Origin of the sequence: Allocatenococcus thiocycli (assembly GCF_921292965.1) — a bacterium.
In the GTDB taxonomy this organism is placed as follows: Bacteria; Pseudomonadota; Gammaproteobacteria; order Enterobacterales; family Vibrionaceae; genus Vibrio; species Vibrio natriegens.
Genome location: NZ_CAKLCK010000037.1, coordinates 58,629 through 84,688 on the forward strand (window position 1 = coordinate 58,629; position 26,060 = coordinate 84,688).

Here is a 26,060-nt window from a genome sequence, read left to right on the forward strand (position 1 = left end):
AATCGTAATTCAATGAAAATGAACGAATTAAGTAAAATCATATTTCTCAAAATTAATTATTATTTAAAAACAGTCATTTAAAATCATTATTTGAGTGTAAAAATCATAATTATTTATGAAAAAGCAATCGATTTCAGTACATATAAAGTTAAAACCATAGTGACAGCGTCACTTAAATCTCGGTAAGACCTGGTATTTAGGTACAAAAAAGCCCCGTATCTCTACGAGGCTTTGTCTAAAACGCTAACTCTCCTACTCGCTTGGTGAGCAGTTTAAGTTAAGCAATACCAACTCACGTAGTGCAACCGAGAATTTCGCAAACTCATGGACAGAGCCAACTTTAAACTCGTTTAGGATACTTTCCCAACGTTGCAGTGAAGGTTCATTAGATTCCATCCAGTTATCAAGTGCTTCTATCACATCAAACTCTTCTGATGCGCAGTTGCAATTTAGTACCTGAGCGGTTAGCTGACGTTGCTGCCAATCTAAGTCTTCACGGAACGCCGCTCGGGCCAACGCTTGCCAGTTGTTGTCTACAGCTTGGTTGTTGATTTGCTTCAAGAACCAGTGCAGAGACAGACGATCCCCTAAGTTGAAGTACAACTTAGACGCTTGCTCAACCGTTTTGCCTGTTTCACTTGCCACTGCAGAAATATCCAGTGCAGATTGCAGACTTGATAGGCGAGCAACTTGATGAGCCAGTTTCTCTTCAACCCCTCTGTCCATCCAAACTTGTGCGAGTTCGTTGTGTTCTTCAACTTCTGACTCAACAAGCATGCTATCAAGCGTTTCGCTGATAACGTTCACATCTTGTTTGTAAAGATTGATCAATTCGCCCACGGTGTATTTGCCGCTACGATTACGCAGTAGCCAACGAGCAATTCGGCGTAGAGCACGACGAACATAGAACATGATTTCGTATTGTGCTTGCGCTGTCGCTACGTTATCCAGCTCACGAGTCTGTTTTAGAATCGATTCTAGTTCGAAGATTTCACGTGCTGCACTGTATGCATTGGCGATATCAACAACACTTGCACCCGTCTCTTCTTGCAAGCGAGTGACGAAGTTACAACCCATCTCGTTAACCATTTGGTTCGCCAGCGCTGTCGCGATAATTTCTGCACGTAGCGGGTGGTTGACCATCTGATCTTTATAGTTACGGCGTAACTCACTTGGGAAGTACGCGACGAGCTGCTTCGCATGGAACTCGTCATTTGCGATTTCGTCCGTAACAAGCTGCTGCTTCAATACCATTTTGCCGTAAGCAACCAGAACAGAAAGCTCTGGACGTGTCAGACCCAAGCCCTGCTTTTCACGCTCTAGAAGCGTTTCGTCATCAGGGATGTATTCCAGCGCACGATCCAGGAACCCTGCTTTCTCCATAGTATGGATGAAGCGAATCTGTTCTTTAACGATACCAACACCCTGCTGCTCAGTAACAGAAATTGACTCTGATTGGCAGTAAGCATCATCAAGAACGATTTCACCGACTTCATCTTCCATCGACTCTAGGATTTGGTTACGTTGTTTAACAGTCAGATCACCGTTTGAAACCAAACCATTCAGGAAGATCTTGATGTTGACTTCGTTATCCGAACAGTCAACGCCACCTACGTTATCAACGAAGTCGGTGTTCACGCGGCCGCCGTTAAGTGCGTATTCGATACGACCTTGTTGAGTCATACCCAAGTTACCGCCTTCACCTACAACCTTCGCTCTCAGATCACGACCGTCGATACGTAGCATGTCGTTTGCACGGTCGCCAACGTCAGTATGCGTCTCGTTAGAAGCTTTAACGTACGTACCGATACCACCATTCCATAGAAGATCCACTTTCATTTTCAGGATCATCTTAATCAGATCGTTTGGTGCCATAGAAGCTTTCTTAGTACCCAACATTTTCTGAATTTCAGGTGTTAACTGGATCGATTTCGCACGGCGAGAGAAGATGCCACCACCTTCAGAGATCAACTCTTTATTGTAATCTTCCCAGCTTGATCTTGGCAGATTAAACAAGCGGTTACGCTCTTCCCAGCTTGACGCTGAATCTGGATTTGGATCAATGAAGATGTGCATGTGGTTAAACGCAGCTTGTAGACGAATGTGCTTAGATAGCAGCATACCGTTACCAAACACGTCCCCTGCCATGTCACCAACACCGATAGCAGTAAAGTCAGTCGTTTGACAATCAATGCCCATTTCACGGAAGTGACGTTTTACTGACTCCCAACCACCTTTTGCTGTGATACCCATTGCTTTGTGGTCGTAACCGTTAGAACCACCAGAAGCAAATGCATCACCCAGCCAGAAGTTGTATTCGTCAGAGACTGAGTTCGCTAAGTCTGAGAATGTTGCAGTGCCTTTATCTGCAGCAACAACCAAATATGGGTCGTCTTCATCGTGACGTACAACATTTTGCGGATGCGCTACTTCGCCTTCAATGATGTTGTCTGATACATCAAGCAATGCACGAATAAAGCGTTTGTAACAACGTTGACCTTCCGCGAAGATCTCATCACGTGTAGTCAGAGATGGTTGACGTTTACAAACGAAACCACCTTTCGCACCAACAGGAACGATAACAGTGTTCTTAACTTGTTGAGCTTTAACCAGACCAAGAATCTCTGTACGGAAATCTTCTTGGCGATCTGACCAGCGCAAGCCACCACGTGCTACTTTACCACCACGCAAGTGAACACCTTCGATGTCCGGTGCGTAAACGAAGATCTCAAATGCCGGTACCGGTTGTGGAATCTCTGGGATTTCACTCGGTTTCATCTTCAATGACAACCAAGGCTTAGGCAGTTTGTTCTCGTCAGTTTGGTAGTAGTTGGTGCGTAGCGTCGCCATGATCATTTCCATGTAACGACGGATGATACGATCGTCATCCAAGCTTTCTACACGATCCAATTGCTCAGTCAGTTTCTTGATAAGATCATTCTGACCTTTCTCGCTACCTTTGTGCTTAGGATCGAAACGCTTGGTAAACAGGTTAACTAGACCTGTTGCTAAATCTGGGTAGTGGCTTAGCGTATCTTCAATGTATTGCTGACTGAATGGGAAGCCAACTTGACGCATGTAACGCGCGTAAGCACGAAGAATTGAGATTTCACGGCCAGTAAGTGAAGCACCTAGTACCAATCGGTTAAAGCCATCACTCTCTAGGTTACCAGACCAAATCGCTGCAAATGCTTGTTGGAATCGATCACGCGCTTCACGAAGATCTACCGTTTTCTCGCTCTTATGCAGCATTGAGAAATCAAGGATCCAAAATGTCTGACCGTTGGTTTTCTCGATCTCATATGGAGATTCACCGATCACGCGTAGACCCAAGTTTTCTAACATTGGCATTACGTCAGAAAGATGGATCGGCTCGTCTCGGTGGTAAAGTTTCAAACGTACCGCTTTTGAATCTGCCGCTTCTTCTTGAGGACGGTAGAACAACATGCCCAGTTTGTTGTCGTCGCTTAATGCTTCCAAACGTTCAATATCTGCAACTGCAGAGCTAGGCATCATATCTTCTTTGTATGAACGCGGGAATGAACTCATGTACTCTTTTGAAAGTGGAAGACCTTTGCTTTCACCGAAGTTAGCGATGATGGATTCTTTAAGTCTGTCGTCCCAAGAGGTGGAAACTTCCATTAGGTTTTGCTCGATCTTTTTCACGTCTACGTCAATGTTGTTATTGTCTACACGAACAATGTAATGCGTTCTGGCCAAAGGACTTTCTGAGAAGTAAGTTGTGAATTCAACTTCTTGCTCGCAGCCAAAGTATTGTTTGAAAATACGTTGAGTCTGGCGACGCAATTCTGTGTTGTAACGGTCTTTTGTTACGTAGACCATGCAGCTAAAGAAACGGCCAAACGGGTCTTTACGTACAAACAGACGAATCAAGTCGCGATCTTGCATTTGCACCACGCCCATGCCGACTTCCAGCAACTCTTCTTCGTTTGCTTGAAGCAGCTCATCACGTGGGTAGTTTTCTAAAATATTGTGCAGTGCTTTGTATGAGTATGATCCGTGACGGTAACCACTTGCAGTTAGGATACGGTCCACTTTTTCACGAATCAGAGGAATGCTTTGAACCGCTTGGTTGTATACGGCCGACGTGTAAAGGCCAGTGAAGCGGTGCTCACCAATCACTTTGCCATTTTCATCAAACTTCTTGATGCCAATATAGTCAGTGTAAGCAGGACGGTGAATACGACATGGTCGGTTGCCTTTTGTCATGATCAGCGCGTATGGCTTTTTCGCTTCTAGTCTTGCTGAATCAGACAGTTCGGACAGTTTCACGCTGCGAACTCGCTTGTCGTCCGCAAACAGACCCAAACCTTTCTCTTTCACAGGGTTTAGTTCTGTATCACCATTGTTTTCAACAAGGTCATATTCTTTGTAACCCATGAAGGTGAAGTTGTGCTCACCTAGCCAACGCAAAAATGCAATGGTCTCATCCATACGATCCTTTTGGATCGTTACGCGTTCTTTATTCTGCTCAAGTTGATCAGTAACGACTTTCAGCTTGTCGACCATCTTTTTCCAGTCGCTTACCACAAGGCGCGTATCAGAAAGGATGTCTAATAGCTCAGCTTTCAGTGCCTGCATCTCTTCTTTACTGGTAAGACGGTCAACTTCGATATGGAACAAAGACTGAAGGACACCACCTTCACCGTTTACATCGATAACGTGGCCCTTCTCATCTCGTTGAAGTTGAGTTGGATTGTTCAACATAAGATGAGACACCAAATCTAGACGAGCTAAGGCCATCTTGATTGAGTCCACTAAGAACGGGCTATCTGGAACAACAATTTCTACGATTGTGTGAGTCGATTGCCAACCTTGACGGCTGACGGTCGGGTTGAAGACTTGTACAGAAACATCTTCAGGTTTTTTTTCGTTGATATGATGCCAAAGGCTAATTACGGCACCATAGAGATCGGATTCATTTCGCTGGACCAGGTCGTCATAGGAAATATTACTAAATAAGTGTTGAGCAAGTTTTGTTACAAGCGTCTGGTGAGAAAGCTCGAGTTTGTCTTGAATCAGTTGGTAAACTTTTTCAAGCAGAACCGGCACTACATTTTCACGCGCGGTCATATTCACACTCCACAGAATAATTGTTGTTTTGTAGGGGGACTTAGCAAAGGGATAACTTCCCTGAAACTAAGCATTGGTAATGCATACGACCCATTGTAAAAGGATAATTACAAATGTTTAACAACTATTAGTAGTGGTATGAGGTGAAATGTCTGATTCTGTGACTAAGATACCTATTTAAACATCTAGAAATATCTTACCTCACAGAGTTTCCAACTTAATAAACTTGTTATTTTGGTCAGTTGTTAGCCTAAACTGCCCTCTAATGCCCAATTGAGTAAGAAATGGTCTGAATTTAGCCGCTGATAACTGAAGTCTTAAACCGTTGTGAGTCACAACTTGGATCGTGTTTGAAACACCAGAATAATGTGAACGAAATGTCTGATATGGAATGTTGAGTGAGAAATAGTAGTACTTCATTAGGTAAAACGTTAATAAAAAAAGGGTGGCCACTCTGACCACCCTATTCGTTTGATGACTATTCGTCTAGTGCCTTGGTGACTTTTTCAAACAAGTCTTTGGCAAGATTATCCATCGCTTTAAGTTTTTCAAGTTCTGCACGAATCAGCGCCTGGCGACTTTCATCGTATTTACGGAACTTAAGTAGCGGATCAATCAGACGCGAAGCCACTTGTGGGTTGGTGTCATTCAACTGACGCAGAATCTCACCCGCAAAAAGATAACCTGAACCTGACTTATCATGGAAATGCACTGGGTTTGCACTCAAGAACGAACCGATCAAGCTACGAATGCGGTTCGGGTTTTTCAAACTGAATGCTTCGTGTGACATGGTTGCTTTTACTTTTTCAAGTGCGTCTTCAGCTGGGTTGCTACCTTGCAGTACAAACCACTTGTCCATAACCAAACCATCGTGTTTCCACTTATCGCTGTAATCCGCCATCAACGTTTCACGACATTCAAGCTGTGCATTATTGGCAGCCGTCATCGCAGCAATCGTATCTGTCATGTTGTTTGCAGATGCATATTGCTCCTGAACAAGTTGGTTGCCATTTTCAGTATGCGCAAGGAACTGAAGGCACTGATTGCGTAACGCACGCTTGCCAATAGCATCATGCTCGATAGAGTAATCCGTTTGCTTCAACGTATGGTAGGTTGCACTTAGTTCATCTTCTAACTCTTTAGAAAGTGACAGTGTAATGCTATTGAGTACGGTATTAACCGCATCGATATCAATCTGTTGGTACCAACCGGTAATTTCATTGATAGAAGGCAATGATAACACCTGCGCGATGAACGCTGGTTCCAGGTTGGCATCAAGCAATACGCCACGGAACGCGTCGATCAACTCTTCAGAAAGTTTGACTTCCTCGCCCGCTTGAACGTTCACGACGTTTTGACGGATGTATTTCGCCAGCAACATTTGGCTTGCATCCCAGCGTGCAAAATCGTTCGTGGCATGTTTCATCAGGAAGATCAGTTCTTCATCGCTGTAACCGTATTCCAGTTTTACTGGTGCGGAGAACTCGCGTAGCAATGATGGTACTGGTTTAACATCGACATTTTCAAACACGAAAGTCTGTTTGTCTTGTTTGATGTCTAGAACATTGTGAACAGACTCACCATTGATAATCAATGGAATCACCTGACCTTTGTCGTCGTACAATTCAATATCAAATGGAATATGCAGCGCTTGTTTTTCCGCTTGATCATGCGTTGCCTCGGTAAACTGCTCAACGGTTAGCGCGTAAGTTTTAGCTTCAGCATTGTACTCGCTGTTCACTCGCAATGTTGGTGTACCCGACTGGCTGTACCATAAGCGGAATTGTTGTAGGTCAACGCCTGTTGCGTCTTCCATCGCCGATACAAAGTCTTCACATGTTGCGGCTGTGCCATCATGACGCTCAAAGTAAAGCTTCATGCCTTTTTGGAAACCTTCCTCGCCTAGCAATGTGTGATACATGCGAATGACTTCACTTCCTTTCTCATAAACAGTGAGCGTGTAAAAGTTATTCATCTCGATAACTTTATCTGGACGAATTGGGTGCGACATCGGGCTCGAATCTTCAGCAAACTGAGGACCACGGATAATACGAACATTATCGATACGGTTAACCGCGCGAGAGCCAAGATCTGACGAAAATTCCTGGTCACGGAAAACTGTTAAGCCTTCTTTTAGACTTAACTGGAACCAATCGCGACAAGTCACGCGGTTACCCGTCCAGTTATGGAAGTACTCATGACCAATTACGGCTTCAATTCCCAGATAATCGCGGTCAGTTGCCGTTTGGTCGTTGGCTAGAACGAACTTAGAGTTAAAGATGTTCAGACCTTTATTTTCCATCGCGCCCATATTGAAGAAATCAACGGCCACGATCATATAAATGTCTAGGTCATACTCCAGACCAAAGCGTTCTTCGTCCCACTTCATTGAATTGATTAGTGACGTCATGGCGTGCGGCGCACGATCCAAGTTACCTTTATCAACAAAGATCTCTAGCTCGACATTGCGACCAGACATTGTGGTGTAGTTGTCACGCAGTACATCAAAATCACCAGCAACCAGTGCAAATAAGTACGCTGGTTTCGGGTGTGGGTCCTGCCATTGTACCCAGTGGCGGCCATTTTCTGCGTCACCTTCTGCAATACGGTTACCGTTGCTCAGCAAGTAAGGGTATGTCCCTTTATCGGCAATCACTTTCGTCGTGTATTTTGCCAATACGTCTGGGCGATCCAGGTAGTACGTGATGCGACGGAAACCTTCGGCTTCACACTGTGTACAGAAAGCACCACCAGATTTGTATAAACCTTCAAGTGCCGTATTCGCTTCAGGATCAATCTTAGTAATGATCTCAAGTTCAAATTCAGCTGGTAGATCAGAAAGAACCAGAGATGCTTCTTTCACTTCATGATGAGCCCAGTCTTCTCCATTTACTTTGACAGAACGAAGCTCCAGCCCTTCGCCATCTAACTCCAATGTTGTGAGTTCACCCTTTTGTATGACTTTCGATACCGCAGTAACGATAGTGTCGTTATCGAATAGATCAAACGTGAGATCAATGTCGGTAATAGTATGAGATGGCGCTTGATAATCTTTACGATATTTAGCTTGAGGAGCTTGGGACATGTCCATAAATCCTTGTCTGTCGAAGAATAAAAAACCACTTCTTGAATGACTAAAACATCGAAGTGGTATCACTATATAAGCTATTAGTAGTGCTTGTGGTATCAAAATACAAGCCTTTACACCAAAAAATAGAGCTAATAGTGTACTAGCTCTACTTTATGGTTAACATTTATACAACATTACTTGCATTCACTAGGGTTACATCACGGTGAAGAATTATAGATAGTTGTTATTGTGTAACTCTATTTAAAACCGCGTACATATCACCATTTGAGTCTTCTATCGTCAATTCGTTTTTGTTGAGTTTATAAGTGGTTCCATGCTCGCCGTTTTCATACAAAAGAACTAAGTACTCATCCTCGGTATAAAAGACACCTTGTTTCACTGATTCTTTCCCAGTCTCATTAGAAACGCGGAATAGAAAAACGAAATCGGGTTGGAGAATCAAGTCCATGTGGCTGATCTTACTTGCGGCAAGGCCATCTCCAGAGACGTGAGAGCTAGACCAAATTCCAGCAAGTGCATTTGAGAGTCCTTTGGTGAAGGTGACGCCATTGAGGTCAAGCGTGTTGTGGTTATTCTGGTACGCATATATTTGAGGCTCATCCGTATTCAGGCCAAGCACAATCGTTTCTTCGTTGACATTGTACAACCCCTCCCAGTGATCAACGGAATAGTCCTTTTTCTGTATATCGATGGAAAACATATAGTCAGAGCCCAAAGACAATTTGATGGCACGAAAATTTTCTGCCGAATCTCCTGGGTTCTGATTCAGCAAGTACCAATCCCCGATCAAGAACGGGGTGTCAAAGTGACTTAATTCTTCTTCACGAGTGTTGTCTGCGCTAAACACACTAAAACAAAAAAAACTAAGTAAAATAAAGAACCATTTCATACCGGCATCCTTATCGTTTTCTTTTAGCTTAGGCTTTAGTCACCTGTTTCGCGAAATATTTGAACTTCATCACGTAAATTGTTGGTACAAAAAAAGCGAATATTTATCTCAATATGGCTGGAAATCAGCGATAAAAAGACATAAAAAAAGAGCGAGTCACAAGGACTCGCTCTTATTGTATTGAATTTTTAGTCGTTATGACTGATTGGTTGCTTTTAACATATCAATCATAATTGAGACAGATTCATCGAGATAAACATCAGGGGCTTCGTAGTCTTTAGGCACATCCTCTAATGATCTAAATGCCTTTTTACCCAATGATGCCTGGCGTTCATTAATGCGCTTCAGGCGAAGCTTGTCTTCCGAGTCTTGTTCATCTTTACGCACTTTTTCATTAAGCGACAGGAAGTTATTGTCTTTTTCCTGACGATACTTCTCTATATCTTCTTTGATGAAGCGGAATTCCATTTCATCTGCGATACGCTTGTTGTGCAACTTAGCCAAACTCTCTACTAATGTATCTTTACTCGGGTACATTGTGTAATTTGCCTTATCGATGCTATCCCATGGTAATGCGTTCTCTTCAACACTTTCACCAGTTTCGGACGCTTCAATTGGCGTTGGATAAGCGATATCCGGCGCTACCCCACGATTCTGGGTACTACCACCATCAATGCGGTAGAACTTCTGGATGGTGTATTGAACATATCCTAGTTCTTTATCAAAAAGATCGTAAATATGGTTCAATGAGCGGTGCTGCTGAACAGTGCCCTTACCAAAGGAGTTCTCACCAAGAATGATCGCACGATTATAATCTTGCAACGCTGCTGCAAAGATCTCGGAAGCGGATGCGCTATAACGGTTGATTAAAACCGTTAACGGGCCATCGTAACTGATTTGTCCATCGGTATCCGCATTGACTTTAATTCGACCGTAACTATCACGAACCTGGACAACCGGACCTTCTTTGATGAATAGTCCCGTTAGTGCCGTGGCTTCTGTTAAAGCACCGCCACCGTTGTTACGTAAGTCGACGATCACACCGTCAACATTCTTAGTTTTAAACTCTGCCAACAGTTTGTCAGTATCTTTTGACAACCCGACATAAAAGCTCGGCACTTCCAAAACGCCAATTTTCTTGCCGTCTTTCTCGATGACTTCTGACTTAACAGCTCGGTCTTCCAAACGAACTTTGTCACGAACAATGGTGACAATGTGACTTTTTGCTCCAGCACCCTCTGGTAAGATCTGAAGGTTAACCTTGGTTCCTTTCGGGCCTTTGATTAACTGCACCACATCGTCTAAACGCCAGCCAATAATGTCGACAATTTCTTCGCCATCTTGACCCACACCTATTATTCTATCACCTTCGCCAAGCTGCTTACTCTTTGAAGCTGGCCCACCAACAACGAGCGAACGAATAACCGTGTAATCATCCGTCATTTGGAGAACAGCACCGATACCTTCCAAAGATAGGTTCATTTCTGACTGGAACTGTTCCGCGTTACGAGGAGAAAGGTAGCTGGTATGCGGATCGACTTGTCTTGCGAAGGCATTCATGTAGAGCTGAAATGCGTCTTCGTTATTGGTTTGAGTGATTCGCTTCATCGCATTGTTATAACGCTTCTCTAAAACTTCTTTGATTTCTGGCCACTCTTTGCCAGTCAATTTCAGATTGAGCGCGTCATACTTAACGCGTTTTCGCCATAACTCATTAATTTCCGACTCATTTTTTGGCCATGCTGCTTCTGAACGATCAAGTTCGAGCTCGTCGTCGTTATCAAATTTGATTTCTTTGTCTAGCAAGGTCAACGCGTAAGCAAAACGTTCAAAACGTTTTTGCATAGACAGATTATAAACATCGAATGCGATCTGATTGTTGCCAGCTTTGAGCTGATCATCCAGTTCAACAGACCAATTTTTGAAGGCGTCTATATCTGCTTGAGTGAAAATATTTCTATTGTAATCAAGCAACTCTATGTAGCGCTCAAAAATCGCTTTAGAGAAATCATCGTCGAGACTGAAATGCTTGTAATGAGAGCGGGTGAATCGAGAGGTGACTCGTTTGCTGGCCGTTTCGTGCTGAACTTCAGGAGTAAGCACCGGCAAGTCATCTTTGTGTAGTTTGGCTTCTAGAGCCTGAGCTGATGCTGCTAGCAATAAGCTAGCAGCGATCAGGGTCACTTTTGAACGGCAATTCATGCGTAGGAGTATCTCCCTTATGCGCGCAAGTGCTCCGCTTTCACAACCATTTGTAGGCCGTTAGCAAGTTGAACACGTACATCATCCTTATTGATTTCAACAATGGTCGCTGCCATGTTACCTTTGCCCATGTTCACATTTACTGCGTTGCCTACGGTGATTTCGTCAGCGTTTAGCGCGCGTGTTTCTACAGGCTGAGTTGGTTTCTGTGCTTTAGGTTTATTAGTACGACGAGGCTGTTGAGGCTTTTTAGCCGCAGGTTTTGCTTTCGCCTTCCCCTCTTCACGAGCTTTCTGTGCTTGTTCTTTACGACGAGCTTGAACTTTCGCTTTGCTTTCTGCAAGTGTTGCTTTAGCGTGTTCTACGTGTTCTTCTTCTAGCTCACCACATGGGTTGCCGTCTAAATCTACACGTACCGCACCTGGTTTTACACCATGTAGGTAACGCCATGATGAAGTGTACTGTCTTAACGCTGCACGAAGCTGAGTTTTGCTTACTTTTTCGTCTTCATTTAGACGTTCCGCAAGATCTTGAAAAATACCAATTTTCAGAGGTTTTGCTTCACCTTCTAAAGTAAAGCACTTAGGGAAACATTCAGCAATATATGCGATAACTTCTTTGCTGTTTTTTAACTTTTCAGTCATGAGGGTTCCTGGTTTGAGCGGCTTTCCGCAGAGCATTAAGAAAAAATATTCTCGTATTATAGTGAGATGCCAACGAAAAACCACACTCGTGGACGAATTTATGCGTTGTTCGCGTGTGAATTAAGCAGCTTTTCTACTTCAGACATAAAATGAGTAAGCCCTGCTTCATCCGTTTCATTGAATCGGCCAATACTTGGGCTATCGATATCTAACACTCCGGCTACTTTTCCGTTAATCGTAAACGGAATCACAATTTCAGAATTACTTGCCGCATCACAAGCAATATGGCCTTCAAACGCATGTACGTCGTATACTCTTTGTATGGTGTTAGTTTTTGCTGCGGTACCACAGACTCCACGCCCCATCGGGATGCGAACACAAGCTGGCTTACCTTGGAACGGACCTAGAACCAGTTCGTCCCCTTTAGTAAGGTAAAAGCCTGCCCAGTTGAGATCTTCTAGTTCCATAAATAGAAGTGAGCTCAGGTTTGCCAAGTTGGCAATAAAATCTGGCTCTGACTCAATGAGTGCTGCGGCTTGCTTGGTTAGTCTTTGATACTGTTCTATGTTCATATTAACTTCCTACTAATTTATAACGCTTCCATTCTTATGGGTTAACGCTAAAATGCTGACCTACTTTATAATAGGACTTATTCTCAATTACAATGATTAAGAAAGATGACACTATTAGCCGTTCTTGGTTGATAACACAAGTAAAAAAGCACAAGTCCAAGCTAATTCTAGCGAACTTGATTGCTGTTTTGGCAACTTTGATTAGTGTTCCAATCCCTCTTCTTATGCCGCTGATGGTGGATGAAGTCTTATTGGATCAACCCGCCAATGGCATAGCTGCAATGAATGCTGTTCTTCCAGCAGCGTGGCATACGCCTACTGGCTATATTTTCTTTACGCTGTTTTTGGTCGTGCTTATGCGCGCAGCCAGTCAAGCGCTCAACATCGTTCAAAGCCGTCAATTCACGCTGGTATCGAAGACGATTACCTTCGAAATGCGCAGCAAGATGATCGACAAGCTAGGCCGAATCAGTATTCGCCAGTACGAGACGAAAGGCAGTGGCGGTATCAACGCTCACTTGATCACTGATATTGAAACCATTGACCAGTTCATCGGCTCTACTCTGGCGAAGTTTGTCGTTAGTTTACTGACCGTTATAGGAACTGCAATCGTTCTTCTTTGGCTAGACTGGCGATTAGGTTTATTTATCTTGTTGGTTAACCCGGTCGTTATCTATTTCTCTCGTAAACTGGGCAGTATGGTCAAGCACCTGAAGCGCAAAGAAAACCACTCATTTGAGCTGTTTCAAACGCGTCTGGTCGAAACGTTAGATGGTATTTATCAGCTTCGTGCCGCCAATAAAGAAAGAGAATTTCTTCAGCAACTGAAAAACAGTGCCGATCAAGTTCGTGTCGATGCAGACAAATACGCGTGGCAATCTGAAGCGGCAGGTCGTGTATCTTTCTTACTGTTCTTAATTGGGTTTGAGTTATTCCGCGCAGTGGCCATGTTGATGGTGCTATTTAGTGACCTGACCATTGGCCAAATTTTTGCGGTGTTTGGCTATTTATGGTTTATGTTGTCCCCTGTTCAGGAGTTACTTGGTATCCAGTTCTCCTGGTACAGTGCCAAAGCAGCATTAAAACGCATTAACGATCTGCTTATGCTGGAAGAAGAACATCGACCGCCTTCAAAAGTGAACCCTTTCACCGATGATCGCGAAGTGGATGTGAAAGTAGAGAACGTCAATTTCTCTTACAACAGTGAGCACAATGTGCTGGACAACCTCTCTTTGCATATTCCCGCAGGTAAGAAAGTGGCTTTGGTCGGCGCAAGTGGCGGTGGTAAGTCGACATTAATTCAGCTACTGATTGGCGTATATCAGCAAAATTCCGGACACGTTCGTTACAATGATGAGCTCACGCAGGATATAGGCTTTGACGTGATTCGTGATAAAATTGCCGTGGTATTACAGCAACCTATATTATTTAACGATACCTTAAGGCATAATCTGACTCTCGGTGGTAACTTCGATGAGATGTCATTATGGCGTGCGTTAGATGTCGCTCAGCTCCAAGATGTCATTTCTCAGTTAAACCACGGGTTAGATACACAAATTGGCCGCAATGGTATTCGATTATCAGGCGGACAACGTCAGCGCCTCGCGATAGCCAGAATGGTATTGAGTAACCCTCAATTTGTTATTTTGGATGAAGCAACGTCTGCGTTAGATACAGCGACAGAAGCTGCTCTGCACAAAGCGTTGACAGAATTCTTGCGGGGCCGGACAACCTTAATTGTTGCGCATCGTCTGTCTGCTGTGAAACAAGCCGATTTGATCTATGTGCTTGAAGACGGAAAAGTAACACAAACCGGCACCCATGGAGAGTTAGTTGAGCAGGAAGGCTTATATCAAACCTTATATGGTGGCATTCAGTCCCACGCTTAAAACATTCTGTTCAGAGAGGTCGTTGTGATGGCCTCTCTGTCTAAGCACGCCATGAAACCTAACCGAGTCCGCTTGTGTCAGGGTTGCGAACTTCCTGTCGATATTGTCGAGTTGCCTCAAGGTAGACATGCCTACTGCCCTCGTTGCGGTACACAATTGTATCGTGGTGGACAGCACAGTTTGTCGGGCAATTTAGCCATCGCTGTGACGTGCATTCTTTTATTTATTCCGTCCCACTTTTTTAATTTCATCAGTATCAGGCTGTTTGGCGTTATGATTCCGGCAACCTTACCGTCGGGAATGATTACCTTGATGGAAGAAGGCTTCGTGCTTCTTTCGCTACTGATCCTTTTCTGTAGCTCTATCGCGCCACTTACCGTTTGTGTTTCTGTCGTCACGGCCCATATTTCAATCCATAAGCGTTGGTTTAATGGGCTGCGTGTTTCTCTTTGGCTGATCCAGCACCTTAAACATTGGGTAATGCTGGATGTATTTTTGGTCAGTATCGCCGTAGCCTGCTTCAAACTACAGGATTATTCGGACATTTTTGTTGGACCAGGTTTAATTGGCCTCGGTTTATTGCAGATATTTACTGTACTTCTGGTTTCCCGAATCAGCGTGCGTCGCTACTGGGAAGTGTGGCAACCAGAGGCCACTTACCAGTTTGAACACAAAGATGTGCATTGTCATGAATGTCACTTGTCGCAACCTGAAAATGACTCATGTCACCGCTGCCAGCACGAGCTTTACCATCGTAAGCCGCATTCAATTCAAAAAACATGGGCTTACCTGATTGCCGCAACCGTGGCGATTTTCCCGGCTAACCTGATCCCTATTTCAATTTTGATAACCAATGGCCAGCGCCTTGAAGACACAATTTTTTCCGGCGTTGCGTCTTTGATAAACAGCGGTATGTACGGCATTGCGGCAATTATTTTTGTCGCCAGTATTGTTGTGCCCGTGGTCAAAATTCTCAGCCTTGCCTACATCATGCTGTGCATCAAATTCAGACGTAACGTATTCAGGCGGCAAAGAATGATGATTTACTTCGCAGTAAAATGGATCGGTAAGTGGTCTGTCATGGATTTGTTTGTTATTTCTATCATGATGACCTTGATCGATCGTGGTCAGATACTCGACTTCACACCGGGGCTTGGCGCAGTAGCCTTCGGTTTAGTCGTGGTGTTTACTATGCTAGCAGCAGACAGTATCGACCCAAGGTTAATCTGGGACCAGCCCCAAAAACAATCAGAAAAAGAGTCAATGAATGAGTGATCAGAACAGTTCTCAAACGTCATACGTGCCAGACATTAAGAGGAGTAAAGGCATATCTCCCCTGTGGCTGCTGCCGATTTTGACAATGGTTTTAGCCGGCTGGCTGGTGGTGAAATCGATTCACGATGCTGGTCAGCGCATTCAGATCTACTTTTCCGATGCAGCAGGCTTAGTGGCAGGAAGAACCACCATCCGTTATCAAGGTATGGAAATCGGTATGGTTCGCGACATTAATCTGACCGAAGATTTGGGCAGCATCTACGTTGACGCCGACATCTACCCGGAAGCCATCAAACTGCTTAATGAGAACACCCGTTTTTGGCTTGTGAAACCAACCGCCAGCCTCAGTGGTATCTCCGGCTTGGACGCGCTCGTTTCTGGTAACTACATTTCTATTCAACCAGGCGACAGTGATGAATTAGAAACCGTTTTTCATGCCCTCGACACTGTTCCCACGGACCTACGTGTGACTCAAGGTTTGAACATCAAACTGACTAGCCGGGATTTGGGTGGCGTCTCGATTGGGTCTCAAATCGTTTATAAGAAGATCCCTATTGGCGCGGTATACAGCTATCAGTTGGATGATGATGCTAAATCCATCACGATTCAGGCAAACATTCAGGAACAATACCGTCATATTATTAATGATCGCAGTCGTTTCTGGAACGTAAGCGGCATTGGAGCAAACATTGGCTTTGGTGGTGTCGACGTTCGCTTAGAGAGTATGAGTGCCCTTATTGGTGGCGCTATCGCCGTGGATTCGCCTGATGACGGTGAACCTGTCGGTGAAAATACTCAGTTCCGTTTATATAAAGATTTGAAAACCGCGGGACGAGGCATTGCCGTTAAAATTGTACTACCCGATGACAATAAAGTGAGTGCTGAAGGTGCTCCTATCATGTATCGCGGACTCGAAATTGGTCAGGTGACGGACTTAAACCTTTCTGAAGGCCGTGAAGTCATCATCGCCTCGGCGGCTGTACAGCCTGCATTCAGTGACATGCTGACAACCGGAACTCGATTTGTTTTGGAAGAGGCGAAGGTTTCCCTTTCCGGCGTCGAAAATATCGCCAACCTGGTGCGCGGTAACTACCTAACGATTGTTCCCGGTGAAGGCGAACGCTCTCGTCAGTTCACCGCTATCCGTAAAAATGTATTCAATCAGCAACAAGAAAAATCGATAGCGATTAGGCTAACTTCCGATAATTCATTTGGCTTGGACAGTGGCGCAAATGTGCTCTACAAAGGCATTGTAGTTGGCTCAATTATTAAAGTTGGGTTAGTCGAGGAAGGCCAGCAAGCGCAACATGAAGTCTATATGGATGTACTCATTGACCATGAATACAAGCACTTGCTCAAATCGAACAACCGATTCTACGTCACAGGCAGTGCTTCGGCTGAGCTGACCGAGTCTGGGCTAAGCGTTACCGTACCACCTGCCAAACAGCTACTGACAGGCTCTATCAGTTTTGTCAGCGCAGGCGCAGCGAGTATTCAGAACGAATATCAACTGTTCCAAAGTGAATCGTTAGCAGAACTGGCGCAAAACAACCGCCGCGGCTCTCAAATTCTTACCCTATTTGCGCCTGAATTACCTTCGGTTTCAAAAGGCAGCCCTCTACTCTACCGCAATCTACCGGTGGGTAGCGTCTCGGATTTTCATTTGGTTGATGGCGGCGTGGTTATACAGGTGAGCATTGAAAACCGCTTTGCTCACCTTTTGACCTCTCAAACGATTTTCTGGAACCGCTCAGGTATTGAGATTGATGCATCCCTAGCAGGCGTGAGTGTTAAGGCTCATCCTTTAAACTCGCTTATCCAAGGTGGCATCGCGTTTGATTCTGTTCCCGGCGTTGAAAACAAAATCGGTGACCGCTGGAAGCTCTATGAGGATCAAAAAACCGCACGCAAATTCGGTCGTGTTATATCTCTGACAACCGATGGCACTCAAGAAGTGGTGAAAGGCATGCCTATCACTTACCAAGGTGTGACTGTGGGTGAAGTGACCCTTGTTGTGCCAGACTTCAGACGCAATTTGGTCGAAGTAACGGCGCGTATTTTACCTGAGTACGTATCTGACATTGCCGTCGAAGGTTCTCGCTTTTGGCTTACTGAGCCAGAAATTGGCCTTGGCGGGGTGAAAAACCTTGGCGCGTTGGTTTCGAAATCCATCAGTGTGAAACCAGGTAAAGGTAACGGTGCTTTTAGTTTCAAATTAGAGAAACAATTTGATCAAGTCCATGGTGTGATGTTCACACTTCAAAGTGAACAACGCGGTTCAGTACAAGCTGGAACGCCAATTTTGTATCGTCAAATGGAAGTTGGTCAGGTGACCGATGTTCGCTTGGGCGAATTCGCCGATCGCATTGTCACAACAATCAAACTAAAACCGGAGTATGCCTACCTTGTGCGCCAGAACAGTGTGTTCTGGAACGTATCAGGCGTCGATGTCTCGATAGGTCTTACTGGTGCCAATATCAAAGCGGGAACCATTGATAGTATTGTGCGTGGCGGAATCGCCTTTTCGACACCGGAACAATCGCAAATTCTGCCTGCTGCTAAAAATGGCCAAACCTTCTTCCTCTACCCTCAGGCAGAAGAGAGTTGGCTGCAATGGCGAACAGCTATTCCTAAGCCATAGCTAACATTCCTGTGCCATAGTTGTAAGGCAACAAAAGAGCAGCACTGGCTGCTCTTTTTTAATCCCCCACGTTCGGTGGCTATTCGTTTCTGCGCGACTTTCGTATATTATTTGCGGCAAATTCTGCAAACGAGATTCCACATTGCATCCTAATGTATACATCCCAGACGCGTTTCTGGAAAAAATCCAAACCATCCTACCTACTGGCCTCAACATGGAAGACTTTGTTTCTTCCTGTCAAAAGCCATTACGTAAAAGTATTCGCGTCAATACTCTAAAGATAAGTGTCGAAGCGTTTATCCAACGAGCAGAAGAAAAAGGCTGGAAACTTTCACCTGTACCTTGGTGCGAGAGTGGTTTTTGGATTGATGCAGATGAGTCACAAGTACCGTTAGGAAATACTGCAGAGCACATGTCTGGATTATTCTACATTCAGGAAGCTAGCTCAATGATGCCCGTGTCTGCCCTATTCATGAACGACGAGGCTTATCATGCTGTTCTTGATACCGCAGCGGCTCCGGGATCAAAAACGACACAAATCGCAGCGCTAATGAACAATGAAGGCGTCCTCGTTGCGAATGAGTACGCTGCAAGCCGTGTGAAAGTTCTGCATGCAAACATTGAGCGTTGCGGTGTCCGTAACGCCGCGCTCAGTAACTTTGATGGCCGAGTATTCGGAGGCTGGCTACCAGAACAATTCGATGCGGTTTTACTGGATGCACCGTGCTCTGGCGAAGGTACTCTTCGTAAAGACGAAGACGCAATGAAAAACTGGTCACAACAATCAGTTTTAGACATTGCGGATACGCAGAAAGATCTCATTGAAAGTGCCTTTCACGCGTTGAAACCTGGTGGTGTCCTGGTTTATTCCACCTGCACTTTAAGCACAGAAGAAAACCAGCAAGTCTGTCATCATTTAAAAAACACGTTTGGTGACGCTGTTGAGTTTGAAAGTCTGGAAAATTTGTTTGAAGATGCCAAAGCCGCTCTTACCGAAGATGGCTTTTTACATATCTTCCCTCAGGTTTTCGACTGTGAAGGTTTCTTTGTCGCACGTATTCGTAAGCACGCTTCGGTGGAAGCGCCAAAGGTGAAAAAACGGATGGGTAAATTCCCATTTACCAAAGCATCGAAAAAAGAGTCTGCTGAGATTGCTAATCAGCTTCACAAAGCATTGGACGTTGAGCTTCCAGATGACGGTGCGGTTTGGCTACGCGAAAAGGACGTTTGGTTATTCCCTAATGCTCTTGAGCCAATGATTGGTGAGCTGCGTTTCTCGCGGATGGGGATAAAAATCGCTGAAGCACACAAAAACGGTTACCGTTGGCAGCATCAGGTTGCGACCGCTCTGGCCACAGGTAAAGAAACCAATGCTATCGAGCTGACAATAGATGAAGCTCGCGAGTGGTATATGGGACGTGACGTACGCCCACAAAACATTCCTGACGGGGCAAAGACTGGCAAAGGTGAAGTGTTTGTCAAGTATCAGGGAGCCATTATTGGCTTAGGTAAATGGGTCAGTAATCGTATTAAAAACGGCCTACCCAGAGAATTAGTACGAGATAAAAACTTATTTTAATATTTTTTATCTCGTCACAACTAAACGAAAAATAAAAGAAAAGCCATCGTAAACACGATGACTTTTTTTATTAAGAGTATTAATGCACTGCCACGCTCTAGCGTTCCGAGTGGCCTGTACTAAACTAAATATATTAACTCAGAGCATTATTACTGCATCTTATATAGCTGCACAAACAAACACTCAAAAATAAGCGATTAAAAAGGTTTTAGCGTAGGCTCCTCGGAGCCATTTCCCCTAGGCCCAAAAAATGGAAGCGTTTGGGCCGCTTTTTTTCTCTCATTTTGAAAAGTTATATTTTAAGTACCTTGCCGTCTCGCTATGCCAGGCGAATACCGTCTTTTTCGATAACGATTTTACCTTGCTTGTACAGACCACCAATGGTTTTTTTGTACGTGCCTTTACTGGTGCGAAATGCTTCAAAAATCGCTTCTGGAGAAGATTTATCATTAAGAGGGAGAAAACCGCCCTTCTTCTCTAACTGCTCAATGATCTTGCAAGAAAGGTCATCCATCTTAGCGACACCCACTTTTTGTAACGCCAGATCAATTTTGCCGTCTTCACGGATTTGCTTAATAAAACCTTTCAGCTTTTTGCCAATATACAGTTTGCCGAAAACATCTGAAGGGAAAATCATACCCCAGTGTTTACCGTTTACGATCGCTTTGTAACCAAGCTGACTGCGCTCAGCAATGATCAAATCGACTTGCTCGTTTATTTCGTAGTTAGCGGGCGTTTTATCTAACCATTTGTTGAACTTCGTCGTACCAACAATTCGACCCGACGCTTTATCGGTGTACACGTAAACTAAGATCGTTTGACCAGCAGAAAAACGCGTGCGTTGCTCGCTAAATGGAATGAGCAAATCTTTATCTTTGATACCCCAATTAACAAAAGCACCTGTCTTGTTGACACCTTCGATCTTCATCAGGCCCCATTCGCCCACTTGAGCGACTGGTGTTTCAATGGTCGCAGCCAATTGGCTTTCTGAATCAAAGTATAAAAATACGTCGATTTTATCACCAATTTCTGTGCCCTCAGGGACATGCTTGTTTGGCAGCAAAACAGAACCGTAATCATCACCATCCAGAAATACGCCAAAATCCGCCTTTTTAATGACTTCTAGGCTGTTAATTTGACCAATTTTAATCATTGATTTTGTCTCTTTTTAAATTTACGTGGAATTATACCTAAACTAACAAGAAAATCAGAGAGAAAAGCATATCGCTCTGTTATGCTGTTATTGTCTACCCCAATCATTCTCTTAGCAATCTGGTACTTATATGAACCGCACAATTTTCGGGGTAAGAATGCTTTAGCAAAGTCAGGAGCTTTTTTTGGTCACCGTTGATAAACAAGATTCAATCACATTAAAAATCAGCCATGAGCTAGCAAAAAGTAAAAGTGTCGACCTTGATATTTACTTCTTTGTCCCTGGTGAGCTTGGCTTAAGTGCCGATATCATCAGTGAATCAGAATTCTATTACACCTCTATCACACAACAGCGCTCCTACTACAGTAAGGAGATTCTACTTCCTTTGGTTCACAGCCGACTGGCTAAGCGAGGACGCCTCTCGAATCAACAGTACCGTGTCAGTTTGAGTTTGTTCGCTTATCAATACGTCATCGCCTTAGACAAAGCCGTTGCCAGTTTGAATAAGCTAGAAAGTAACTCCGTCACGGAAGATGAAGTTGATGAAGTTATCGAATTGGCTATCGCGATTTTAAAACGCCTTCGTCGTGGTATTCCTTTTGAGGAGAACCTCAAACGTTATTACGTTAACATCGACAACTATTTGTCGTGGTACACAGAGCAAAAATTCTTGTCACTCGTCGCTCATTTGCCGCGAGAAGGCGATTACAGCACGATCAAGAAGCGTTTGATTACCCTGTGTGAAAAAGAGCAAGCGCATCGTAAGTTAAATAAATATAACTCACCCAAAGTCACCGATGAAGTGACGCGACTCTCCAATAAAATGCGCCTGTTGAGACGTCTTATCGAGCACCCAGTCGTCCTGCGTGAACAAACGGTTTCAATGGGGAAAAACGTTAAACGTGCGATAAAAGGCATCGCAACCGGTTTGGTGATGGTTGTCGTAACATCAACTGTGATCCTCGCGCGTGATTATCTGGGCGAAATTTCAGCATCCTTCATTATCGCCATGTCCTTCATCTATGCCCTACGCGAAATTTTTAAAGATGATCTTCGCGATGCCATGTGGCGCTGGATACGTAAAGGAAAGCCCAAATGGCGTAAGAAATACATTGACCCAACCACCAAGAAAGTCGTTGGGAAAAAGTTAGAGTGGCTTGACTATAGAACGCTTTCTAGCCTGCCGGACAAGATTCAACAGATACGTAAAAAACGCGTCGTTCAGCGAGAAGAGCAGATTCTTCACTACCAGGAAAAGACGGAAATGGCGACATCGATGTTTTTAAGTGGCTATGAACAAACGCGACAAACCCTAAACATTAGCTTAAGACCCATTATTCGATTAATGGACAAAGGGTCAAACCGCGTGTACCACCTAAATGAAGGGCAAGTCACCAAAGAATCGGTTGAGAAACGTCACCTCATCAATGTGATCGCCAAAGAAGACAACCACACTGATGAACCCGTGTACTACCGTTGGAAAGTGGTATTGAACCGGTCAAAGATAGTGTCGATTGAAAAAATCGAATTGAGCTAACGAAAATAGTTAACGATTAAGCAGCCTTCTTTTTTTGTTGTGCTGCTTTTTTAATGGAAAGCGTCAGGTAAAACTCTGCCATTGGCTCATCGCCATGAAGAGACGGACAACGTGCCGTAATTTTTACATCACGATTGATACGCTCACCAGTCTCCAGCGTGTAGTCCAGCATTTCGTCGATTAAAGGACCATCATCACAGATAAAATGAACATCAGCTTCTGGTCGTTTTAAAAACTCCGCCTTCACGCCTTTAAAAGCCAAAGAAATCGGCTCACCTTTCTCCTGAGCTTTACTCATCGCCAAAAAAGCCCCCGCCACATCAGCGCCAACCGCTAACGCACCGAAATACATGCTGTTAAGGTGGTTTTTGGTTCTTTTGCGCAGAGGAATTTTTACTTCTACATGCTTATCGTCGATATCTATGATTTTTGGACGACAAAGCCAGATTAATGGAACTTTAGTGAAACCGAATACTTTCAAGTAAAGGTTTGCGCGACGTACTGCAGATAACATTTTGGTCTCCTTACCAACCTAACTCAGCCAGTTAATCAAACGCTCGTTTGAATGTCAAAAAGTTGTTAACAAAACTTGATCTACCTACTAAATTATTCGTCATAAACACATCAAAAGGTGACAGCGTCACCCAGACAGGCTATCGTTTCTACACAGGCTAATTTCACCTGACTTTATCGATAATTAAAGTATTGAGAGCGCTTGCTGTTTTTGCCACTGTGTTCAACACCGCCGTGACTGGTGGTGAATCGTTACGTAACTATCTCGTGATAGTATGCTTTCAGGTTGTTATAAAAGAGTAACAACCTTATAAGCGTTTCACGCTATTTGGGATTTAGAGACGAAGAATCCCGTGAAACAGTTTATTCCTGCCAGTAATTCCGTTATCTTTACCCCTTCGCAACAGAGAATAAAGCTATAAGATGCCTATAAAAACAGATGAATTGAGAACCCAGCCTTTGGGTCCAATGCCTACCCCAGCGGAGCTAGGTAGTGAATATCCTATTACGGATGACGTTGCAGACCGTATTGCTCAATCTCGACGTCAGATTGAAAAAATCTTAACGGGTGAAGATAAGCGTCTTCTTGCGATCGTTGGCCCTTGCTCTGTCCATGACACAGAAGCCGCGATCGACTACGCTACGCGCCTGAGCGCAATCCAGGATAAGTACAAAGACGAGCTATTTATCGTTATGCGTACTTACTTTGAAAAACCGCGTACAGTTGTGGGTTGGAAAGGCTTAATTACCGATCCAAACCTTGACGGTTCTTATGCGTTAGAAGCTGGCCTTCATAAAGCGCGTAAACTGCTACTGGATATCAACAAGCTTGGTCTTGCCACCGCTACTGAGTTTCTTGATATGATTACCGGTCAATACATTGCGGATCTGATCACTTGGGGCGCTATCGGCGCACGTACCACTGAGTCTCAAATTCACCGAGAAATGGCATCTGCACTCTCATGCCCGGTCGGCTTTAAAAATGGTACCAACGGTAATGTGAAAATCGCGATTGATGCGATTCGTGCTTCTAAAGCGTCACACTACTTCTACTCTCCAGATAAACACGGTCGTATGACGGTTTATCGCACAAGTGGTAACCCATTCGGTCATATTATTTTACGTGGCGGCGAAAAAGGTCCAAACTTTGACGAAGCTTCAGTTAAACAAGCTTGTGACGCGCTGGCCGAGTTTGACTTACCGCAACGCCTAATCGTCGATTTCAGCCATGCTAACTGCCAAAAGCAACACAGAAAGCAGCTTGATGTCGCGAAAGATATCTGCCAACAGATTAAGTCTGGCAGCACACGCGTTGCAGGTATTATGGCAGAGAGCTTCATCATTGAAGGCAATCAGCCAATGACAGACATCAATAACCTGACATACGGTCAATCAATTACCGACCCTTGTCTGAGTTGGGAAGATACAGTGACAATGCTAGATATGCTGGCTGACGCTGTAAAATCCACTAAGTAATTAATAACAAGATAATCAAGGAATCTTCATGCCATCGTTTGATATTATTTCAGAAATCGATACGGTTGAACTACGTAACGCCGTTGATAACGCTAACCGTGAACTATCTACTCGTTTCGATTTCCGCAATGTTAATGCGAGCTTTGAGCTAGTAGAAGAAAATGTAAAAATGTCTGCTGAAGGCGAATTTCAGCTGAAACAAATGCGCGACATTTTACGTGGTCACCTAGCAAAACGTAATGTCGATGCAAATGCTATGGACTCTCAAACACCAGAAGTGACTGGCAAAAACTGGCATCAGAACATCGTTTTCCGCCAGGGTATTGATACGCCGACGGCTAAAAAGGTGGTTAAGCTAATTAAAGATGCGAAGCTGAAAGTACAAGCTTCAATCCAAGGCGATAAAGTGCGCGTCACGGGTAAAAAGCGTGATGACCTACAAGCGACCATGGCAGCTATTCGTGAAGCAGAACTAGGACTACCTTTCCAGTTCAATAACTTCCGCGATTAATCATTAGCGCAATAAACGAAAAACGCCGACGAATCATCGTCGGCGTTTTTGTATATTCTAGGTCGAGTTCTAGATCACGAGATCTTGTCCCTGTAGCAACATGAATTCACTGGTTCCTTCAGGAATAAATACACAGACGCGTAAGTTGTCTTGTTTTGCCTTCGCAAGCATGTCAGATAACTGTGCGGCGTTTGAAAACGACTCTCTCTCGGCGTCTCTTCTCACCAGCTCCATCGCGTCTGATTGACATTTTGTCGAGTACAACGCCAGTTCAGCTTGCTGCATGTAACGAACCGCTTTAATTGGCAACATTTCAACGTCTTTACCCACATGAATCCACGTGCAATTGCCCTTTTCATCAAGAGGCGATGCCATAGTCGCTTTGTAGATGGTTTCTAAATCTCTATTGTCACGCGCATTTTCAACGTCAGGATTCGAAAAGAATTGCTCCCAAAATTTACGACGCAAATCGACACTTGGTAACGCTTCTTTTATCGAGTTGCGCTTTGAGTTTGCAAAGTCAGCCATCAGCCCCATATTCTGCGGAAGAATCATCTCTAACTTTTCACGAATATTACGAATCAAAACGGGTGACGCCCCACCACTCGAAATGGCTATCTGAATACGCCCACGATTGATCATCGAAGGGGTAATGAAGTCGCAGTATGGTTTGTCATCGACCACATTCACTAAAATGCCCAGTGCTTTAGCATCTTTGTAAACCTGATGATTCAAATCTGGATTGTCCGTTGTCGCCCAAACCTGAATAAAGCCTTTTGTGACAAGGTCACTTGAATAGAAACGCTGAATCCAATGTAGTTGATTCTCCTTCGCCAACTTAGCGAGATAGTCAACTAAGGTAGGCGAAACCACTGTGACATCCGCCCCTGCCTTTATTAAGGCCTCAACTTTTCGGCTCGCGACTTCACCGCCGCCAACAACGAGAACTGGTTTACTGATTAAGTCTAAGAACAGAGGAAAATATCGCATCTCA

At 44.2% G+C, this 26,060-nt stretch carries 17 protein-coding genes; 7 read left to right on the forward strand and 10 right to left on the reverse strand.

Annotation, left to right across the window (positions count from 1 at the left end; all coding sequences use genetic code 11):
• Positions 1 to 252: 252 nt before the first annotated feature.
• The 7 genes from L9Q40_RS15000 to L9Q40_RS15030 all read right to left on the reverse strand — a co-directional run bounded on the left by L9Q40_RS15000 (position 253) and on the right by L9Q40_RS15030 (position 12,492).
• Entirely contained in the window at positions 253 to 5,094 is a 4,842-nt protein-coding gene (locus L9Q40_RS15000) for an NAD-glutamate dehydrogenase (protein WP_498793756.1), read from the reverse strand.
• Between the two features lie 201 nt (positions 5,095 to 5,295).
• Complete coding sequence (locus L9Q40_RS15005) at positions 5,296 to 5,514, reverse strand: DUF2835 domain-containing protein (RefSeq protein WP_014231889.1); 219 nt, start codon at positions 5,512 to 5,514, stop codon at positions 5,296 to 5,298.
• Positions 5,515 to 5,572: 58 nt separating this feature from the next.
• Positions 5,573 to 8,179 carry an aminopeptidase N gene (gene pepN / locus L9Q40_RS15010; protein WP_498793757.1) on the reverse strand — a complete coding sequence of 869 codons (2,607 nt, stop codon included), beginning with the start codon at positions 8,177 to 8,179 and terminating at the stop codon, positions 5,573 to 5,575.
• A 229-nt stretch (positions 8,180 to 8,408) separates the two neighbouring features.
• A complete protein-coding gene (locus L9Q40_RS15015; RefSeq protein WP_498793758.1) occupies positions 8,409 to 9,074 on the reverse strand; it encodes a hypothetical protein in 666 nt (221 codons plus the stop codon).
• Between the two features lie 195 nt (positions 9,075 to 9,269).
• Entirely contained in the window at positions 9,270 to 11,276 is a 2,007-nt protein-coding gene (gene prc / locus L9Q40_RS15020; protein WP_498793759.1) for a carboxy terminal-processing peptidase, read from the reverse strand.
• A 17-nt stretch (positions 11,277 to 11,293) separates the two neighbouring features.
• On the reverse strand, positions 11,294 to 11,920 hold the full coding sequence (gene proQ / locus L9Q40_RS15025; RefSeq protein WP_014231893.1) for an RNA chaperone ProQ: 627 nt from the start codon (positions 11,918 to 11,920) through the stop codon (positions 11,294 to 11,296).
• A gap of 98 nt (positions 11,921 to 12,018) precedes the next feature.
• The gene (locus tag L9Q40_RS15030) at positions 12,019 to 12,492 is read right to left on the reverse strand and encodes a free L-methionine (R)-S-oxide reductase MsrC (RefSeq protein WP_014231894.1); all 474 of its coding nucleotides are present in this window, start codon (positions 12,490 to 12,492) and stop codon (positions 12,019 to 12,021) included.
• Positions 12,493 to 12,584: 92 nt separating this feature from the next.
• Here L9Q40_RS15030 and L9Q40_RS15035 point away from each other — a divergent pair, with 92 nt between their 5' ends.
• The 4 genes from L9Q40_RS15035 to rsmF all read left to right on the forward strand — a co-directional run bounded on the left by L9Q40_RS15035 (position 12,585) and on the right by rsmF (position 19,876).
• Positions 12,585 to 14,381 carry an ABC transporter ATP-binding protein gene (locus L9Q40_RS15035; protein ID WP_065302482.1) on the forward strand — a complete coding sequence of 599 codons (1,797 nt, stop codon included), beginning with the start codon at positions 12,585 to 12,587 and terminating at the stop codon, positions 14,379 to 14,381.
• A gap of 27 nt (positions 14,382 to 14,408) precedes the next feature.
• Positions 14,409 to 15,656: a paraquat-inducible protein A gene (locus tag L9Q40_RS15040; protein WP_014231896.1), complete on the forward strand. Its 1,248-nt coding sequence runs from the start codon at positions 14,409 to 14,411 to the stop codon at positions 15,654 to 15,656.
• The gene (locus L9Q40_RS15045) at positions 15,649 to 18,297 is read left to right on the forward strand and encodes an MlaD family protein (protein ID WP_498793760.1); all 2,649 of its coding nucleotides are present in this window, start codon (positions 15,649 to 15,651) and stop codon (positions 18,295 to 18,297) included. Before L9Q40_RS15040 ends, L9Q40_RS15045 begins: the two co-directional genes overlap by 8 nt.
• A gap of 142 nt (positions 18,298 to 18,439) precedes the next feature.
• Positions 18,440 to 19,876, forward strand: coding sequence for a 16S rRNA (cytosine(1407)-C(5))-methyltransferase RsmF (rsmF, locus tag L9Q40_RS15050; protein ID WP_498793761.1), 1,437 nt, complete (start codon positions 18,440 to 18,442; stop codon positions 19,874 to 19,876).
• A 319-nt stretch (positions 19,877 to 20,195) separates the two neighbouring features.
• Here rsmF and L9Q40_RS15055 read toward each other — a convergent pair whose 3' ends face one another.
• The gene (locus L9Q40_RS15055) at positions 20,196 to 21,029 is read right to left on the reverse strand and encodes a CvfB family protein (RefSeq protein ID WP_014231899.1); all 834 of its coding nucleotides are present in this window, start codon (positions 21,027 to 21,029) and stop codon (positions 20,196 to 20,198) included.
• 184 nt (positions 21,030 to 21,213) lie between these two features.
• Between L9Q40_RS15055 and L9Q40_RS15060 the strand changes: the two genes are divergently transcribed.
• On the forward strand, positions 21,214 to 22,566 hold the full coding sequence (locus L9Q40_RS15060) for a hypothetical protein (RefSeq protein WP_498793762.1): 1,353 nt from the start codon (positions 21,214 to 21,216) through the stop codon (positions 22,564 to 22,566).
• Between the two features lie 16 nt (positions 22,567 to 22,582).
• Here L9Q40_RS15060 and L9Q40_RS15065 read toward each other — a convergent pair whose 3' ends face one another.
• Positions 22,583 to 23,080: a PaaI family thioesterase gene (locus tag L9Q40_RS15065; protein ID WP_498793763.1), complete on the reverse strand. Its 498-nt coding sequence runs from the start codon at positions 23,078 to 23,080 to the stop codon at positions 22,583 to 22,585.
• A 422-nt stretch (positions 23,081 to 23,502) separates the two neighbouring features.
• Between L9Q40_RS15065 and L9Q40_RS15070 the strand changes: the two genes are divergently transcribed.
• Together L9Q40_RS15070 and L9Q40_RS15075 are read left to right on the forward strand one after the other, a co-directional pair.
• Positions 23,503 to 24,555, forward strand: coding sequence for a 3-deoxy-7-phosphoheptulonate synthase (locus tag L9Q40_RS15070; RefSeq protein ID WP_020333311.1), 1,053 nt, complete (start codon positions 23,503 to 23,505; stop codon positions 24,553 to 24,555).
• A gap of 28 nt (positions 24,556 to 24,583) precedes the next feature.
• Positions 24,584 to 25,066, forward strand: coding sequence for a YajQ family cyclic di-GMP-binding protein (locus tag L9Q40_RS15075; protein ID WP_014231903.1), 483 nt, complete (start codon positions 24,584 to 24,586; stop codon positions 25,064 to 25,066).
• 69 nt (positions 25,067 to 25,135) lie between these two features.
• Here L9Q40_RS15075 and L9Q40_RS15080 read toward each other — a convergent pair whose 3' ends face one another.
• Positions 25,136 to 26,056, reverse strand: coding sequence for a precorrin-2 dehydrogenase/sirohydrochlorin ferrochelatase family protein (locus tag L9Q40_RS15080; protein WP_118118592.1), 921 nt, complete (start codon positions 26,054 to 26,056; stop codon positions 25,136 to 25,138).
• Positions 26,057 to 26,060 lie beyond the last annotated feature (4 nt).

Coding starts and splice junctions, on each gene's coding strand:
- L9Q40_RS15000 (WP_498793756.1), bottom strand. CDS start 5,094: ATGACCGCGCGTGAAAATGTAGTGCCGGTTCTGCTTGAAAAAGTTTAC.
- L9Q40_RS15005 (WP_014231889.1), bottom strand. CDS start 5,514: ATGAAGTACTACTATTTCTCACTCAACATTCCATATCAGACATTTCGT.
- pepN (WP_498793757.1), bottom strand. CDS start 8,179: ATGTCCCAAGCTCCTCAAGCTAAATATCGTAAAGATTATCAAGCGCCA.
- L9Q40_RS15015 (WP_498793758.1), bottom strand. CDS start 9,074: ATGAAATGGTTCTTTATTTTACTTAGTTTTTTTTGTTTTAGTGTGTTT.
- prc (WP_498793759.1), bottom strand. CDS start 11,276: ATGAATTGCCGTTCAAAAGTGACCCTGATCGCTGCTAGCTTATTGCTA.
- proQ (WP_014231893.1), bottom strand. CDS start 11,920: ATGACTGAAAAGTTAAAAAACAGCAAAGAAGTTATCGCATATATTGCT.
- L9Q40_RS15030 (WP_014231894.1), bottom strand. CDS start 12,492: ATGAACATAGAACAGTATCAAAGACTAACCAAGCAAGCCGCAGCACTC.
- L9Q40_RS15035 (WP_065302482.1), top strand. CDS start 12,585: ATGATTAAGAAAGATGACACTATTAGCCGTTCTTGGTTGATAACACAA.
- L9Q40_RS15040 (WP_014231896.1), top strand. CDS start 14,409: ATGGCCTCTCTGTCTAAGCACGCCATGAAACCTAACCGAGTCCGCTTG.
- L9Q40_RS15045 (WP_498793760.1), top strand. CDS start 15,649: ATGAGTGATCAGAACAGTTCTCAAACGTCATACGTGCCAGACATTAAG.
- L9Q40_RS15055 (WP_014231899.1), bottom strand. CDS start 21,029: ATGATTAAAATTGGTCAAATTAACAGCCTAGAAGTCATTAAAAAGGCG.
- L9Q40_RS15065 (WP_498793763.1), bottom strand. CDS start 23,080: ATGTTATCTGCAGTACGTCGCGCAAACCTTTACTTGAAAGTATTCGGT.
- L9Q40_RS15070 (WP_020333311.1), top strand. CDS start 23,503: ATGCCTATAAAAACAGATGAATTGAGAACCCAGCCTTTGGGTCCAATG.
- L9Q40_RS15075 (WP_014231903.1), top strand. CDS start 24,584: ATGCCATCGTTTGATATTATTTCAGAAATCGATACGGTTGAACTACGT.
- L9Q40_RS15080 (WP_118118592.1), bottom strand. CDS start 26,056: ATGCGATATTTTCCTCTGTTCTTAGACTTAATCAGTAAACCAGTTCTC.